Raw genomic sequence first — 16690 nt, 5'->3', positions numbered from 1 at the left:
CAATGGTTCCTAATGCGCATTGCCGGCCACGATGACCACGCCGTCGGCGCATTCGTGTGCCAGCCAACTGGTCCAGCCCAGTCGGCAGATGTTGTGTTCACCCAGGTGCAGCGGCCGCATGTGCTCTTTGGCCAAGACCAGCCGCAGGTCATATTCCAGCGGGTCCCGCGCCGTCAGTCGCACCAACGAACACAGCAGTGGGTAGTCGGGGCCGGTGGGCAAGAAACCATGAAAGCGCTGCCAGTCCAGGCCCTCCAGGTGCACCCTGAATTTGCCACCGCAGTCGGCAACCCGGCTTCCCAGCACCTGGTCCTGGCCCAGCACGCTATTGGCCTTCCCCAACCGGTTTCGCTGTGAGCAGGCGATGACCACCGAACGCTCGACCCATTGCTCGATAAACAAGCGGTTGTGTTTGAAGTAGTACCGCAGCACGGTCTCGATCAAGGCTGCCGAATGCGCCCGCAGGCCAAGCAATCCCAAATAGGGCAACAGCCGTCTGCAGTCCAATTGCGCAGCACCACGGATCTGCCTCCCGCGCAAACCAATCAGTGCAAACATCTGCTCGGAAAACGCGTCCCGCGCCCCGGCCTGAAAACATGCCCGGTAGCGGTATTTGCGCCAGATTGGCAACATCAATCGCTGCAGACGATGGTGAAACAGGTCCAGGAAATCCCGGGTCGCGTTCCCCTGGGCACCATCGGCAAACGCCTGCTCGCCGTAAAAGGCCGGCAATGGCGAGGCCGCACCGCACAGGCCCAGTACGTTCAGGCGAAGGCGAGCACGCAATTGGCCGTGCTCGACAAAAAACTCCAGCCGATCAATGTCGTGGCCGGGAAACCCAAGCCCCGGATTGGCTTGAAACTCCAACCGGTCATACAGCGCATTGTCATCCAGCAACGGATGGGCATCGCGCAGGCGTTCGATCACCTGCAAAATCGCCTGGAACAGCGAGTACTCGCGGATGATGCGCGACAGTTCGGTCAAAGCAGGGGTTGCAGGCCCATCCGAGGTGGCCATAGGTACACGTCTCCTTGTGTGCTGATGACTTGCAGTTCGTGGTAGGCATTCAGGCTGGCGTACAGCGCAAAGAACTCGTTGAGTACCGACGCGAACACAAACACTTCACCCTGGCCCAGGAAGCCCTGGGCGTCGATGGCCAGGTCGATCCGCACGCCTCGAAAGGGCATGCCACGGTGCAGGCGGTCGACGGCGGTATGACTGATCGATTGCAGTGCACCGAGCTTTCTTTGGCTGACCTTCTGCGCTTGCCGGTCGTGATAACGCGGCAGGTCGTAGGTTTCGAGAATCAGCTTCAGCGCATTGATATCGCTCAGCGACAGGTAGTTGAGCGACATGTTACTGATGAGCCGCCAGAGAAAATCCTGATCCAGGGGTGGCGCAAAACTGGCGGTCGGTGCGCAGATATTGCGAAACGACAAGCCCTGGGGCGTGTGTTCGCACGCCTGGTTGATATCGCCCGCCTGGAGTTGCCGAGGCAGGTTGTGGTTCGTGCACGTCAGCTCGATCGACAGTGTTTCCTGGCCATGGCCCTGACCACCACCAAAGGCCAGCCAGGTGTCGAGGCCTTCGTGATGGGCCGAGGTGCGCTGGCGAATGCTATAGCTGGGGGAGCCTGCCGATGCACCGTCACCACGGTCATGCTCAAAGGATTCAAACGGCACGTATATCTGGTGCCCCAGGCCGCCAGGACGCCACCCTGTAACCTCGTCGACGGAAAATACACAAGCGTTTCCCCGTGAGTACTCATCCGGAATCAGCAGGTACTCATCCTGCTTGCCATCCAGGCGAATCGGCACCGCATCGTGTTTGAACAGGTTGACGATGGGCGTGCAGTGCAACTTCACGTTATCCAAGGTCGGGCGCTGGGCGTCCTGGCACGGGGTGCGCAGCTCGAAGCACAAGGTCATGCCGCAGACCTGCCTGAGCACCTCATGAGGCAGCCGCTGCAGAACGTCCAGGCCCAGCACATCGACAAACAGGTACTTGTCCGCAAAGGCGAAGTATTCTTGCAGATGGCGATAACCACCAAAGGTATTGCGCGGATAGGGAATCAGTGCCTGATCCTCGGCAAACCCCACTGGCTGCACCTGGTCGGCACCAAGCCGCAACACCAGAGCCTGGCCGTGTGCATCATTGACCGCACGACCCTCGCGGTCGAACGGCAGCAGCACGATGCCTTCCAGTTGGCGCAACAGGCTCAGGTACAAACCCTGGCTGATATAGCGATCGCCCGTAAGGTGCAGGCGCAATTGATCGAACGCGCACTCACTGAAATTGCCCTCGGCACTCAGTTCCAGCCGCAGACTCAACAGCGCGCGTTCGCCCTGGACGGCGTATTCCAATGCGCTCAGTTGCAGCGGCAAGACCTGTGTGGCGTAACAGGTTCGAAAGCGGCAGCGCTCGCCATTGACCGCCGCGCTTTCGACGGGTGTGTCCCGTGCGACCATCACGCCGGGGCCTGCATGCTTCAACGAATCAAACTGCAGGATGCTGAACGCCGGCATCGGCCGCATATAGTTGGGCCACAGCAAATGCATCAAGGCGTGAGTCAGTTCGGGCAACTCATCGTCCAGCTTCTGGCGCAGGCGACCGGTGAGAAACGCAAAGCCTTCGAGCAAGCGCTCCACATCCGGATCCTGGCCGGCTTGCGCAAGAAACGGCGCGAGCGCTGGATTACGCTCGGAAAAGCGTCGTCCGAGCTGTCGCAACGCGCTGAGCTCGCGTTGGTAGTAAGGGCTAAGAGACATCCGGCAAGACCTCGACCTGCCCCGCGTCACGCAGGCGCGCAGTGAACAGCACAGGCTGCGTGACACCGTCGAGGCACAAGGTGGCTTCGATGGCAAACGCGAGGGCCAGTGCATCGTGGTCACGGGGCAATGCCCTCACCCGAACGTGCTTCAAGCGCGGCTCGTACGCGCGGATAAAGCGCTCGATCAGCAGCCGCGACTGGCTCAATGATTCGTGCAGGCTGCGGTTCATGTCATTGAAATCGGGCAAGCCGTAGTCGTGCAGCGTCTGCACGCTGCCTGCACGGATACTGAGCATTTTCCCCAGATGAGCCGCAACGGACGTCGCGCCACATGCCGAGGTTTTTGCCGGGCCTTCGAGTCGCTCGAACAGGCTTTGGTAACGGGTCATCCGCGGGGCCCCGTTCATTCTTTATCGAGCTTGCCGACCAGGGACAGGGTGAAATCCGCCCCCATGTACTTGAAGTGCGGCCGCACACTCAGATTGACGCGATACCAGCCAGGCTCGCCCTCAACTTCGCTGACGAGGATGCGCGCCGCGCGCAACGGCCGCCGACCGCGCACTTCGGCACTGGGGTTTTCCTGGTCTGCGACGTACTGACGGATCCACTTGTTGAGTTCCAGCTCCAGGTCGGTACGTTCCTTCCAAGAACCCAGTTGTTCGCGTTGCAGCACCTTGAGGTAATGTGCGAGGCGGTTGACCACCATCATGTAGGGCAACTGGGTGCCAAGGCGATAATTGAGCTCCGCCTCCCTGCCCTCGGCACTGATACCGAAATGCTTGGGTTTCTGCACGGAGCTGGCGGAGAAAAACGCGGCATTGTCACTGCCCTTGCGCATGGTCAAGGCAATGAAGCCTTCTTGCGCGAGCTCGTATTCACGCCGGTCGGAAACCAGAACCTCGGTGGGAATCTTGGTTTCGATTTCGCCCATGCTGTGGAAGTGATGCAGAGGCAAGTCTTCCACGGCACCGCCGCTTTGGGGGCCAATGATATTCGGGCACCAGCGAAACCGCGCGAAGCTGTCGGTCAAGCGCGTGGCAAAGGCGTAGGCGGTATTACCCCACAGATAATGCTCGTGGCTGTTGACCACGTTTTCCCGGTAGGCAAAGGTCTTGACCGGACATTCAAGGGGATCATAGGGCGTGCGCAGCAAAAAGCGCGGTACGGTCAGCCCGATGTAGCGCGCGTCTTCGCTCTGGCGAAAGCTCTGCCATTTGGCAAACTGCGGCCCCTCGAAATGATCTCGCAGATCCTTGAGGTCAGGCAGCCCGGTGAAGCTTTCCAATCCAAAGAACGCCGGCCCGGCTGCGGCGATAAACGGTGCGTGAGCCATGCAGGCCACGCTGGAAGCGTATTGCATCAGCTTCACATCCGGAGCACTGGGGGAAAGGAAATAGTTGGCGATGATCGCGCCCACCGGCTGGCCACCGAACTGGCCGTACTCGGCACTGTAGACATGCTTGTAGAGCCCGGACTGAGTCACCTCGGGCGAATCTTCGAAGTCATCGAGCAAGTCTTGCCGAGAGACGTTGAGCAGTTCGATCTTGATGTTTTCCCGAAAGTTGGTGCGGTCGATCAACAACTGCAACCCCTTCCAGGCGGACTCAAGGGCCTGGAAGTCCGGGTGATGCAAAATCTCGTCGATTTGCCGGCTGAGCTTTTCGTCAATCTCGGCAATCATTCGGTCAACCAGGCGTTTCTTGACCGGTTCCCCACTGTTATGCGGCTTGATCAGTTCTTCGATAAATGCCGAGACGCCGCGCTTGGCAATTCCATAAGCCTCGTCGTCCGCACTCAGTAACGTCTGGGCGATGATGTTGTCGAGGATGCTGTACTCGTCTGCGGCCTGGGCAGGTATCGGAGTATGTTGCAGAGTCATGGGTCAGTGTCCTTTTACTGAAAATGTCAGGCGGTTTGGCTGCTCAGCCCGAGCTCGGCCAATACCCGGGCGCGGGATTCGTCGTCGGCCAGGGCCTGTTCGATGGCCTTGCGAAAGCTCGGTGTATTGCCCAGGGGCCCCTTGAGCGCCATCAGCGCCTCACGCAAAGCCATCAGTTTTTGCAGCTCGGGAATCTGCTCGACCAGCTGTGCCGGGTTGAAATCCTTCATCGAATTGATGTGAACCTGAATGCCCAGCTCCTCGACGTCGGGGCATTCCTGCAGACGATTGGGCACATTCAGAGTGAGGCTCAACGCCTGCTTGGCCAGCACTTCATCGAGGGTGTTCTTATCGATGCCAATGGGCTTACGGTCTTCAAGCTTGCGTGGGTCCTCGCGCTGGATAAAATCCCCCAGCACCAGCAGCTTCAACGGCAGTTCAACGTCTTCCTGGGCATCGCCGATAGCGGGTTTGAATGTGAGGTTGATGCGTTCCTTGGGTGCTACCGAACCTTCTTTGGCCATGGTATTTCTCCTTGTTCGAGTGGCTCGAAAGCCTATTCAAGTACCGCTTCAAGATCGAAGAGGCACAGCCTGCGGTGGGTGTCTTCCTTGCGCTCGCGCACGGCGTGATCCTGGGGTAACAGGTCGCAGCAGCGGTGCAGGAGCCGCGTTACTTGAAGCGCCAGCTCGGGCTCCCAGCGTTCCAGGCCCGTGCGCTGCAACTCATGGTCCAGATGTTCGAGCTGGATTTTTGCCAGCTCGTGCTTGCCGGCCTGGACACACACACGAGCCTGGGCCAGCCGCCAATGGAAGCGGGCGCGGTCGCTGCGGGCCGCATGCAGGCCTTGGTTGAGTTCATGGATGGCGACCTTGAGTCCGTCTTTGCGCAACCTGGGCATCAGGTCCTGCAAGGCGAGTTCCCAGGGTTCGGTAGAGGTCGCCACGCCGGGTATCTCGGTTTTCCGCAGATGATGGGAAACGTGCTGTGCGATCCAGTCGCGCGTCGTGGCGTCGGCAAACGGCGCACCGTCGTGAAAGCGAAACTCAGGTAGATTCGGCAGACGCTGCAACAGCAGGGCGAAGCTCACTTCCAACTCCGTCATGGCCGGGTGAGCCTGCAACGCCTCCAGGCATTGCCAGACCATACGAACGCCGTCCAGCCAGAACATCGCCGTTGAGACACTGGCCTCGATCTCCAGCATCAAGTCGGCAAAATAACCCTGGGCAAAACGCTCTTCATAACGCTTGAGCTTGTCGGGTGCGGGGCCGCGCAATGCGGTGACCCGCTCACTGTCGGCATCCGGATAATTGACCAGAACCAGCCATGCCAGTGTCCGGTTCAAGCGCAAGGCCCGCAGGTCGGTGGCATTCTGGCGCAACCACCAGGTGCACAAGGGACGTGCTTGTTCCTGCAGGGTACGCAGTAATCGGTGGGCCTCTTTTTCGGTATCGATCGCCGGTCCGGGTTTGTGCAACTGCGTCGCAGCCTGTTTGACCTGGGCGATGACACCCGTCACCCCCGTGGCTGCGGCGTTCGCCAAGTCGATACGCTCGGATCGCTGGTCCAATTGCCGGCGAATCGGCAGCAACCGCGGCGCGCCGTCCCCCAGATACTCGGTCCAAAGCTCATCAAGCCGCGCCAGATGCTCACGCAGGGCTCGTAACAGAGGCCGCTGGTCCGGAGTCGACAGGCTTTGTTCCGGCAACGCTTCCAGGCGCAAGACCAACCAGCCAAATGCTGCGCCACGCGTACGCAACTTTTGCGGGTGAACCGCCGACCAGTGATGCTCGCACAGGTGGCACAGTACGCCGAGGCCCGCCAGCAAACCGGGGAAGGATTCGCGCTGATGCAGCGCCCAGGTCAGCCAGACGGCCACGCGCACATCCTTGGAATGCTCACGCAGCACAGATTCGCTGACCTCCAGAATCTTCTGCCAATCCGGCTGGCCGCCATGAATGGATTGCATCTTGCCCATTTCGGACTCCAGCGCTTCGTACTCACTCGAAAAACGCATATCACTGCCCGCAAAACAGTTTTGCAAACACGGCTGCCTTGCAAGTTCAAGGTAATAAGCGCTGAGTTTTTCCGAATAATCCATTTGGCAACACACGCAACTAATCAAGGCATGAGCGACACCTTCATTGCACATTAAACCGCGCAACATGGCGTCATATAAACTTCAGTAAGTGCATCACGAAGTTCGCAAACCTTAGCCACCCCCACACCATTCGGCAAGCAACACAGCAACACTTAAGAACTTTCCTACACTCCAGAAAATACGCTGCCTGCGCAGCATTTTGCACAGTAAAAATCCTACACCAAGCCAGAACACCGGGCGGGAACCATCGATTTAACGGGCAATAACCGTGAGCAACCAAATGCACACTTATGCGCAAATACAACCCGGCAATCCCGCTAAAAAAACATCCAAACTTATCAAACTAACAGCGCACTCCAACGCCACCCACCGTATTCATTGGCGCTCGAACTTTCCGGCATGCTTTTTGTTATAGGCATTCAGACCAGCCGGCACAGTGGTCGGTTGGTACTACCTCTTCAATCAGGCAAGGAAACCCGTCATGCCAACACCCGCATATCTCTCCATCACCGGTGTCAAACAAGGTTTGATTACGGCAGGCACGTTTACCCAGGACTCGGTAGGCAACATTTATCAGGAAGGCCACGAGGACCAGATTCTGGTCCAGGCTTTTTCCCATCAGGTCATCATTCCCCGTGACCCGCAGTCGGGCCAGCCAACGGGCCAGAGGGTTCACAAGCCGTTGATGATCAGCAAGGTCTTCGATAAATCCTCACCGTTGCTGTTCAGCGCATTGACCAGCGGCGAAGAGGTCAAGTGCAGGTTGGAATGGTTCCGTACCTCTTCGGCCGGCACCCAGGAGCACTACTTCACTATTGAGCTGGAGGGCGCGACCCTGGTGGATATCCAGTCACGCATGCCCAACTGCCAGGACCCGGACAACGCCCACTTCACCCACCTGGAGGATGTGTACTTCACCTACCGCAAGATTGTGTGGACCCATGAAGTGTCCGGCACCTCCGGCTCGGATGACTGGCGCAGCCCCATAGCCGGTTAAGCCGCGCGCACCCACGAACGGCTGCCAGGGATGGCAGCCGTTTGTATCGAACCGCTACACCATTGCCAGGGGATGCTTGCGTTGGGGCGCGCCGAACACCCGGTCGATGGCGTCCAGGTCGTGTTCGTCGAGTTTCAGGTTGGCGGCGGCGGCGTTAAGACGCACGTGCGCAGGCGTTACGGCCTTGGGAATGGCGATCACACCGTCCTGGCGCAGCACCCAGGCCAGGGAAACCTGGGCAGGTGTAACCCCGTGGCGCTGGGCAATCTGCTTGAGCGTCGGGCTGGACAGCAGTTGACCACCCTGGGCGATCGGACAGTACGCCATCAACGGCAAATGGTGCTGTTGCCACCAGGGCAACAGGTCGAATTCGATGCCACGCTCCTCGATGTTGTAGAGCACCTGGTTAGTGGCGCAGGCCGGGGATGCGAGTTCCTGCAGGTCGGCCACGTCAAAATTGGAGACGCCCCAACGGCCGATCTTGCCGGCCTCGCGCAGGCGTTCGAAGGCTTCGACGGTTTCTTCAAGGGGGTATTGGCCCCGCCAATGCAGCAGGTACAAATCGATATGGTCGGTACCCAGGCGCCGCAAGCTGGCGTCGCAGGCACGCGGAACGCCCTTGTGGCCGGCATTGTGCGGATACACCTTGCTCACCAGGAACACCTGGTCACGCTTGCCACGAATGGCTTCACCGACGACCTCTTCAGCGCCACCCTCGCCGTACATTTCGGCGGTATCGATCAGGGTCATGCCTTCGTCGATTCCCAGTTGCAACGCAGTGACTTCCTCCCGGCGCCGGCCCGGGTCTTCGCCCATGCGCCAGGTGCCCTGGCCGATGACAGGGACGGGAACGCCCGCCAGATCGATGGTACGCATGACAACCTCCTGATGAGTTCACGGATTAAACAGTGTGGCATTGACCGGACAAAAGGGTTCAACCGAAGTATGGTTGGCGTCCGCGAAGTCGCCAGGAAGGACCTGCAATGCTGTTTGTCGTGATGCTTGGGGGCAAGCACCCAAGGGCCAGGATCGAAGTCCATGATGTGGTGTTCACCGCCGCGGACACGCTGGAAGCCACCTATGCGCAACTGCGCGATGCGTGGTTCGGCAGCCCCAAGGGCGTGCACATCGATTCGTGGATGGCGGTCGACGGCGTGGATGGCTGGAGAGTCGAACTCAGCCACCTGGCGCCAGAGGCGGATGCGCATCACCTATACTTCATCAACCTTGGCGGTTATGAAGCCAACAGTTTTGGCGAAGCGCACCGCTATTCACTGGTGGTCGCCCGCAACAAACAGGAAGCCAGAAGCAAGGGCAAGCAACAGATGCTGCGGCATTGGTCCCAGGCGCATACGGACGCGGTGATGGACATCGACGACTGCCTGCCCATCGACCTGGTAGACGGTCGTTACCTGCACCTGGTGCCAGGCCCGCACCGCCCGATCCTGCAGCGCAACGACTATATCGTCCTGGGTTGAGTCGCGAGGTGCGCCACTCAGGCAATCCGTGGGAACTTTGCCAGGAAATAACCGCCTGAATCCGGTACGCTCACCCTTTTCATTCAAGGAGTTACTCATCATGGCCAAAGCCACCGCCCGTCACATCCTCGTTTCCACTGAAGACAAGTGCAACGAACTGAAGGCCCAAATCGAAGGCGGCGCTGATTTCGCAGAAGTTGCCAAAGCCAATTCCAGCTGCCCATCGAGCCGTCAGGGCGGCGACCTGGGTTCGTTCGGTCCAGGCCAGATGGTCAAGGAGTTCGACACCGTCGTATTCAGCGCCCCGGTCAATACCGTGCAAGGTCCGGTCAAGACTCAGTTCGGCTACCACCTGTTGGAAGTCACCAGCCGTCAGGACTGATCCCGACGTGCACTGATGCGAGAAACAACGGCCCGCCTTTTGGTGGGCCGTTGTGCATGTGATGACTGGCGACGCTGCGGCCGTTAGCGTACAAATCCCTATCCTTCTTCACCCGGCATTCAAGGCTGACAATGCGATTGGCTTTTTTCACACCACTGCTCAGTTCTGCATTGGCCATTCTATTGGCCAGCACCGCTGTGATCGCAGCCCCGCAACCCTACCTGACGGTCTACGGCGAACCCGCCAAGTACCCCGCCGGCTTCAGCCATTTCGACTACGCCAACCCCAACGCCCCCAAGGGCGGCAGCCTGAAGCGTTCGGCGATCGAGATCGGCCGCTTCGACCATGTATTGCCCTATATCGACAAAGGCATCGGCGTGACCCAGGTCGACGGCTGGCTGTATGCGCCCCTGGCCCAGCGCTCGCTGGATGAGCCCTATACGGTCTATGGCCTGGTCGCCGAGAAGATGGAACGCGCCGATGACGGCCTGTCGCTGCGTTTCTACCTGAACCCCAAGGCACGTTTCGCCGATGGCAAGCCGATTACCGCCGAAGACGTACGCTACAGTTTCGATTTGTTGATGACTCAAGGCAGCCTGCGCTTTCGCACATTGTTTGTCGACGTAAAACACGTCGAGGTGGAAGGCGAGCGCCAGGTGCGCTTCGATTTCTCCAGCAACGAAAACCGCACCCTGCCCCTGGATATCGCCACGCTGCCGGTGTTCCCCGAGCACTGGTGGAAAACCCGCGACTTCGCCAACGGCGGCGGCTACGAGGCGCCGCTGGGCAGCGGCCCGTACAAGATCAGCAAGATTGACTCCGGCAGCACCATCACCTTTACCCGCGACCCGGACTGGTGGGGCAAGGACCTGCCGGTGAGCCGTGGCCTGTACAACTTCGATCACCTGAGCCTGGAGTATTTCGGCGACACCGAAGTGGCGCGCCAGGTACTGCGTGGTGGCGCCTACGATTTCAACCGTGAATTTTCCGCCACCGGCTACTCCATCGGCTACAACGGACCGGCCCTCGACGACGGCCGCCTGCAACGTGCGCACTTGGCCAAGCAAATGCCACAACCGGCCCAGGGCTATGTGTTCAACGTGCAGAAGCCGATGTTCAAGGACCGCCGCGTACGCCAGGCTCTGGCAATGTTGTGGGACTTCGAATGGGCCAACCGGCAGATGATGCGCAATATGTACATCCGCCAGCAGAGCTTCTTCTCCAACAGCCCGTTGGCGGCCAGCCAACTGCCAACGAAGGAGGAACTGGCGATTCTCGAACCGCTGCGCGGGCAAGTGCCCGAGGAAGTCTTCACCCAGGTGTTCAAGGCGCCGGTCACCGATGGCAGCGGCATGATCCGCGACAAACAATTGCAAGCCCTGGCGCTGCTGGAAGACGCCGGCTGGGAACCGGACGGTGACAAGTTGGTCAATGCCGAGGGCGAACCACTGGAGTTCACTTTTCTCAACGCCCAGGCCGGCCTTGAGCGACTGTTGCTGCCATACAAGCGCAACCTGGCGCAGATCGGCATCACCCTGAACATCCGCCGTATCGATTCTTCCCAGTACGTCAACCGTTTGATGACGCGGGACTACGACATGATCGTCACCGGTTTTCCGGTCACCACCTCGCCAGGTATGGAGCTGTACAACTATTTCGGTTCAAGCGCAGCCTTCGATCCGGGCGCCAACAACTACATGGTGCTCAAGGACCCGGCCGTCGACAGCTTGATCAAAGGCCTGGTCAAAGCCGACACCCAGGCGCAGATGCTCACCTACGCCCATGCCCTGGACCGCGTGCTGCAATGGAATTACCTGTGGATCCCCAATTACTACCCGCCCGGCACCTCCGCCGCGTGGTGGAACCGTTTCGGTCGCCCGGCCATCGAGGCCAAAAACGATGAAGCCCTGGAAACCTGGTGGGAAATCAGCCCCACGCCGCTGACCAATGAGCAGATGAACGCCGAACTGAAAAAACGCGGAGGGGCCCGCTGATGTTTGCCTATATCGTGCGGCGCTTGCTGCTGATCATCCCGACCCTGGTGATCATCCTGCTGGTGAACTTCGTGATCGTGCAGGCCGCTCCCGGCGGCCCGGTGGAGCAGGCCATCGCCCATCTGCAAGGGATTGGCGGCGGTGGCGTCGGCGGCTCCTCCGGCGAAGGCATCGGCAGCGGTTCTCGCGCCAGCCGTGGCCTGGACCCGAAGCTGATCAAGGACATCGAAAAACAATACGGTTTCGACAAACCCGCGCCGGAACGCCTGTGGCTGATGCTCAAGAGCTACGCCCAACTGGACTTCGGCAACAGTTTTTTTCGTGGCAAGACCGTGATCGACCTGATCCTGGAAAAGATGCCCGTCACTATTTCCCTGGGCCTGTGGGCCACTCTGATCACCTATTTGGTGTCGATTCCCCTGGGCATTCGCAAGGCAGTGCGCCACGGCAGCAGCTTTGATGTGTGGAGCAGCACCGCCATCGTGGTCGGCTATGCAATGCCCGCCTTCCTGTTTGCGATGTTCCTGATCGTGGTGTTCGCCGGCGGCACTTCGCTGAACTGGTTCCCGGTGCGCGGCCTGGTCTCGGAAAATTTCGAGGAACTGAGTACCCTGGGCAAGATTGCCGACTACTTCTGGCACCTGGTGCTGCCGGTGACCTCATTGGTGATCGGCGGCTTTGCCACTTTGACCATCCTCACCAAAAACTCTTTCCTCAATGAAATCACGCGCCAGTACGTGGTCACCGCGCGCGCCAAAGGCTTGAGCGAGCGGCGGGTGCTGTACGGACATGTATTGCGCAACGCCATGTTGCTGGTGATCTCCGGGATTCCACAGGCGTTTATCAGCGTGTTCTTTGCCGGCTCCTTGCTCATTGAAGTGATCTTCTCCCTCGACGGCCTGGGCCGCATGAGCTACGAAGCCGCCGTGTCCCGGGACTACCCGGTGGTGTTTGGTTCGCTGTTTATCTTCACCCTGTTCGGCCTCTTGATAAAACTGATCGGTGACCTCTGCTACACCCTGGTGGACCCGCGTATCGACTTCGCCGCGAGGAACGCCTGATGCTCAACCTGTCTCCCTTGGCCCGTCGGCGTTTCGAGCGGTTCAAGAAAAACCGCCGGGGCTGGTGGTCGCTGTGGCTGTTTATCGGCCTGTTTATCCTGACCCTCGGCGGCGAGTTGATCGCCAACGACAAACCGTTGGTGCTCAGCTACAAAAACGAGCTGTATTTCCCGGTGTTCAAGCGCTACACCGAGCAGCAGTTTGGCGGGCAATTGCCATTCCAGGCGGACTACCGCAGCGACTACGTGCAAAAGCTGATCAAGCAGGACGGCGGCTGGATGCTGTTCCCACCGATCCCGTTCAGTGACGACACGCCCAACTACGAACTGACCCGCCCTGCCCCCAGCCCACCCTCGGCGGTGAACTGGCTGGGCACCGATGACCAGTCGCGCGATGTGCTGGCGCGGGTGATCTTCGGCGCGCGGGTGTCGATCCTGTTTGCCCTGGCGCTCACTGCGATCAGCGCCGCCATCGGCATTGCCGCCGGCGCCTTGCAGGGTTACTACGGCGGCTGGGTCGACTTGATCGGCCAGCGTGTCCTGGAGGTGTGGTCCGGCCTGCCGGTGCTGTACCTGCTGATCATCCTCTCAGGGTTCGTCGAGCCGAATTTCTGGTGGTTGCTGGGGATCATGGCGCTGTTTTCCTGGCTGGCGCTGGTGGACGTGGTGCGCGCCGAGTTCCTGCGCGGGCGCAACCTGGAATACGTCAAGGCCGCCCGCGCGCTGGGCCTGGGCGATGGCAAGATCATCCGCCGGCATATCCTGCCCAATGCGATGACCGCCACGTTGAGCTATCTGCCGTTTATCCTGACCGGGGCGATTTCCACCCTCAGCGCCCTGGATTTCCTCGGCTTCGGCATGCCCGCCGGCAGCGCCTCGCTGGGCGAGTTGATCGCCCAGGGCAAGCAGAACCTGCAAGCGCCGTGGCTGGGTTTGACGGCGTTTTTCACCCTGGCGCTGATCCTGTCGCTGCTGGTCTTTATCGGCGAGGCGTTGCGTGACGCCTTCGACCCACGTTCATGAGCGAATCCCTATGAACCTGATCGAAATACGTGACCTCAATGTCGCTTTCAGCGGCCAGACCGTGGTGCGCAACCTGTGCCTGGACGTGCGCCCCGGCGAATGCCTGGCGCTGGTGGGCGAATCGGGTTCGGGCAAATCGGTGACCGCCCATTCGATCCTGCAACTGCTGCCCGAGGCCGGCACCGAAACCACCGGTTCCATCACGTATCGCGGCCAGGCGTTGATCGGCGCATCCACCGCCACGCTGCAAAAGCTGCGCGGCAACCGTATTGCGATGATCTTCCAGGAGCCGATGACCTCCCTCAACCCGCTGCACAGCATCGAAAAACAGATCGGCGAAACCCTGCTGCTGCACAAAGGCCTGGGCGGCAAGGCGGCGCAGGCGCGTATCCTCGAACTGCTTGAACTGGTGGGTATCCAGAAATCCCAGGAACGCCTCAAGGCCTATCCGCACCAACTGTCCGGCGGCCAACGCCAGCGGGTGATGATCGCCATGGCCCTGGCCTGCGAACCGGAACTGCTGATCGCCGACGAGCCCACCACCGCGCTGGATGTGACCGTGCAGCGCAAGATCCTGCTGCTGCTCAAGTCGCTGCAACAACGCCTGGGCATGTCGCTGCTGCTGATCAGCCATGACCTCAACCTGGTGCGCAGCATTGCCCAGCGCGTGTGCGTGATGCGCGCCGGCGAAATCGTCGAGCAGGCCGAGTGCGAAACCTTGTTCACCGCGCCGCAACACCCCTACAGCCGCCTGTTGCTGGACGCCGAACCTTCCGGCGATGTGTTGTGCAGTGACCCGCGCGAGACGGTACTGGAAGTGAACGACCTGAGCGTCCAATTCCCACTCGGCGGCGGACTGTTTAGGCGCAAGACTTATTTGCACGCCGTGGACGGCATCAGCCTCAGCGTGCAGCGCGGCAAGACCCTGGGGATTGTCGGCGAGTCCGGTTCAGGCAAGTCCACCCTCGGCCAGGCGATCCTGCGTTTACTCGACTCCACCGGCAGCATCCGCTTCCAGGGTGAAGCCCTCGACCCGCTCAACCACCAACAGATGCGTCCGTGGCGCAAGCAGATGCAGGTGGTGTTCCAAGACCCTTATGGCAGCCTCAGCCCGCGCATGTCGGTGCAGCAGATCATCAGCGAAGGCCTGGAAGTGCATGCGCCGTGCAGCCTGGCCGACCGCGACGCCCAGGTGATCCAGGTGCTCAAGGATGTAGGTCTGGACCCTGCCAGTCGCCATCGCTACCCCCATGAATTTTCCGGAGGCCAGCGCCAGCGCATCGCCATCGCTCGCGCGCTGGTACTCAAACCGGCGCTGATGCTGCTGGATGAGCCGACCTCAGCGCTGGACCGCACAGTACAGAAACAGGTGGTCGCGCTGTTGCGTGAACTGCAGGAAAAATACGGCCTGACCTACTTGTTCATCAGCCATGACCTGGCAGTGGTGCGTGCCATGGCGCACGACATGATCGTGATCAAGGATGGCAAGGTGGTAGAGCGCGGCGCGAGCCACCAAGTGTTTGAGGCCCCACAGCATCCGTACACCAAGGAGTTGCTGGCTGCCGCGGGTGGACTGTCGACATGAACACGCGCCTGACGGACTACCAACACGTTCGGGGCCTGGCCATCCAGTCGCTGTTCGAGATCATCGAGCAGTCCAGCGAAGGCACGGTGATCGTCGACCGTGACGCGAATATCGTGTGGATGAACGAGCGCTACGCCAAGCGCTTCGGCCTCAAAAGCGCCGAAGAGGCCATCGGCCAACCGTGCGAACAGGTGATCTCCAATAGCCTGTTACGCCAGGTGGTGCGCAACGACCGGCCGATTTTGCTGGATATCCAGGACACGCCCAAAGGCCCGTTGGTGGTGATGCGCCTGCCGATCCACGACGATGCAGGCGGGGTGATCGGGGCGATTGGTTTTGCGCTGTTCGACGAACTGCGCAACCTGTCGCCATTGATCGAACGCTACCTGAGCATGCAGCAGGAACTGGCTTCGACCCGCTCGCTGCTGCGTTCACGCCAGAGCAAGTACAACTTCGCGCACTTTATCGGCACCAGCGCCGCCAGCCTGGAAGTCAAACGCCGGGCGCGACGCAGTGCGAGTGCCGAATCGCCGGTCTTGCTGCTGGGGGAAACCGGCACCGGCAAAGAGCTGCTAGCCCAGGCCATCCACGGTGCTTCCACGCGAGCGCACAAGGCGTTTGTCAGTATCAACAGCGCCGCCATTCCGGCAGACCTGCTGGAAGCCGAGTTCTTCGGCACGGCGCCCGGTGCGTTTACCGGCGCCGACCGCAAGGGCCGCCCCGGCAAGTTCCAGATCGCTCAGGGCGGCACGCTGTTCCTCGATGAAATCGGCGATATGCCCCTCGCCCTGCAAAGCAAACTGCTGCGGGTGTTGCAGGAAAAGGAATTCGAACCGGTGGGTTCCAACGAGATGCTGCACAGCGATGTGCGGGTGATCGCGGCCACGTCCATGGACCTGGAAGCAGCGATCAAGCGTGGCGAGTTTCGCGCGGATCTGTATTACCGGCTCAACGTGCTGCCGATTCAGGTGCCGCCGCTGCGGGAGCGGCTGGAGGATATTCCGGCGTTGAGCGAGGCGATCCTGGAAGAACTGCGCAGCCGGCATGAACTGGACCGCGAGGCCCTGGCGCTGTTGGCGCAGCATGCATGGCCGGGGAATATTCGTGAATTGCGCAATGTGCTGGAGCGTGCGGCGTTATTGACCGATGACTTGGTGCTGGATGCCGCGCAGATTCGCGCCGCGATTGGCACATTTACCCCGGTTGAGCGCAGTGAAGTGATGGCGATCGCGGGTGAAACCTTCGGTGCGGCGCGGGAGCGGTTTGATCGGCAGATCATTGGCGCGACGCTCAGGGACTGTGAGGGGAATGTGGTGGAGGCTGCCAGGCGATTGGGGCTTGGAAGATCGACCCTTTACAAAAAAATGGTTGCATTGGGTATCAGTGAATCTCAATAAAGAGACTAAATTCTCCATAAAAAG

At 60.2% G+C, this 16690-nt stretch carries 15 protein-coding genes; 8 read left to right on the top strand and 7 right to left on the bottom strand.

The genetic code is table 11. The features are described 5' to 3' along the window. Positions 1-9: 9 nt before the first annotated feature. From tssG to tssA, 6 genes are read right to left on the bottom strand one after another with little or no spacing between them, the layout of a single operon-like run. The gene (gene tssG, locus V6M90_RS28200) at positions 10-1017 is read right to left on the bottom strand and encodes a type VI secretion system baseplate subunit TssG (protein WP_003174377.1); all 1008 of its coding nucleotides are present in this window, start codon (positions 1015-1017) and stop codon (positions 10-12) included. Next, on the bottom strand, positions 981-2768 hold the full coding sequence (gene tssF, locus V6M90_RS28195; RefSeq protein ID WP_332847512.1) for a type VI secretion system baseplate subunit TssF: 1788 nt from the start codon (positions 2766-2768) through the stop codon (positions 981-983). Before tssF ends, tssG begins: the two co-directional genes overlap by 37 nt. Next, positions 2758-3159, bottom strand: coding sequence for a type VI secretion system baseplate subunit TssE (gene tssE, locus V6M90_RS28190; protein WP_332847511.1), 402 nt, complete (start codon positions 3157-3159; stop codon positions 2758-2760). Before tssE ends, tssF begins: the two co-directional genes overlap by 11 nt. Positions 3160-3173: 14 nt before the next feature. Beyond that, complete coding sequence (tssC, locus tag V6M90_RS28185; RefSeq protein ID WP_003174380.1) at positions 3174-4649, bottom strand: type VI secretion system contractile sheath large subunit; 1476 nt, start codon at positions 4647-4649, stop codon at positions 3174-3176. Positions 4650-4675: 26 nt separating this feature from the next. Then, a complete protein-coding gene (tssB, locus tag V6M90_RS28180) occupies positions 4676-5173 on the bottom strand; it encodes a type VI secretion system contractile sheath small subunit (protein ID WP_305427278.1) in 498 nt (165 codons plus the stop codon). Between the two features lie 32 nt (positions 5174-5205). Further along, positions 5206-6750 carry a type VI secretion system protein TssA gene (gene tssA, locus V6M90_RS28175; protein ID WP_332847510.1) on the bottom strand — a complete coding sequence of 515 codons (1545 nt, stop codon included), beginning with the start codon at positions 6748-6750 and terminating at the stop codon, positions 5206-5208. Positions 6751-7231: 481 nt separating this feature from the next. Here tssA and V6M90_RS28170 point away from each other — a divergent pair, with 481 nt between their 5' ends. After that, positions 7232-7747 (top strand): Hcp family type VI secretion system effector, encoded by a 516-nt coding sequence (locus V6M90_RS28170; protein ID WP_003174383.1) that lies wholly within the window; start codon positions 7232-7234, stop codon positions 7745-7747. 54 nt (positions 7748-7801) lie between these two features. Here the strand turns inward: V6M90_RS28170 and V6M90_RS28165 are convergent, their stop codons facing one another. Then, on the bottom strand, positions 7802-8623 hold the full coding sequence (locus tag V6M90_RS28165) for an aldo/keto reductase (protein WP_003174384.1): 822 nt from the start codon (positions 8621-8623) through the stop codon (positions 7802-7804). Between the two features lie 107 nt (positions 8624-8730). Between V6M90_RS28165 and V6M90_RS28160 the strand changes: the two genes are divergently transcribed. The 7 genes from V6M90_RS28160 (at position 8731) to V6M90_RS28130 (ending at position 16666) form a co-directional block, all read left to right on the top strand. Continuing rightward, positions 8731-9225: a DUF1543 domain-containing protein gene (locus tag V6M90_RS28160; RefSeq protein WP_332847509.1), complete on the top strand. Its 495-nt coding sequence runs from the start codon at positions 8731-8733 to the stop codon at positions 9223-9225. A gap of 100 nt (positions 9226-9325) precedes the next feature. Then, on the top strand, positions 9326-9607 hold the full coding sequence (locus V6M90_RS28155; RefSeq protein ID WP_003174386.1) for a peptidylprolyl isomerase: 282 nt from the start codon (positions 9326-9328) through the stop codon (positions 9605-9607). 131 nt (positions 9608-9738) lie between these two features. Then, complete coding sequence (locus V6M90_RS28150; protein ID WP_332847508.1) at positions 9739-11601, top strand: extracellular solute-binding protein; 1863 nt, start codon at positions 9739-9741, stop codon at positions 11599-11601. Beyond that, the gene (locus V6M90_RS28145) at positions 11601-12662 is read left to right on the top strand and encodes a microcin C ABC transporter permease YejB (protein WP_332847507.1); all 1062 of its coding nucleotides are present in this window, start codon (positions 11601-11603) and stop codon (positions 12660-12662) included. Before V6M90_RS28150 ends, V6M90_RS28145 begins: the two co-directional genes overlap by 1 nt. Then, positions 12662-13684 carry an ABC transporter permease gene (locus tag V6M90_RS28140; RefSeq protein WP_078824968.1) on the top strand — a complete coding sequence of 341 codons (1023 nt, stop codon included), beginning with the start codon at positions 12662-12664 and terminating at the stop codon, positions 13682-13684. The genes V6M90_RS28145 and V6M90_RS28140 overlap by 1 nt, the downstream gene beginning before the upstream one ends. Before the next feature lie 10 nt (positions 13685-13694). After that, positions 13695-15269, top strand: a complete 1575-nt coding sequence (locus V6M90_RS28135) for an ABC transporter ATP-binding protein (protein ID WP_332847506.1) — start codon at positions 13695-13697, stop codon at positions 15267-15269. Then, positions 15266-16666, top strand: coding sequence for a sigma-54 interaction domain-containing protein (locus V6M90_RS28130; RefSeq protein WP_078733474.1), 1401 nt, complete (start codon positions 15266-15268; stop codon positions 16664-16666). The genes V6M90_RS28135 and V6M90_RS28130 overlap by 4 nt, the downstream gene beginning before the upstream one ends. The last annotated feature ends 24 nt before the right edge of the window (positions 16667-16690 follow it).

Source organism: Pseudomonas lactucae, from assembly GCF_036688725.1.
GTDB classification, from domain to species: domain Bacteria; phylum Pseudomonadota; class Gammaproteobacteria; order Pseudomonadales; family Pseudomonadaceae; genus Aquipseudomonas; species Aquipseudomonas lactucae.
This window is presented reverse-complemented; position numbering and strand designations above follow the sequence as displayed.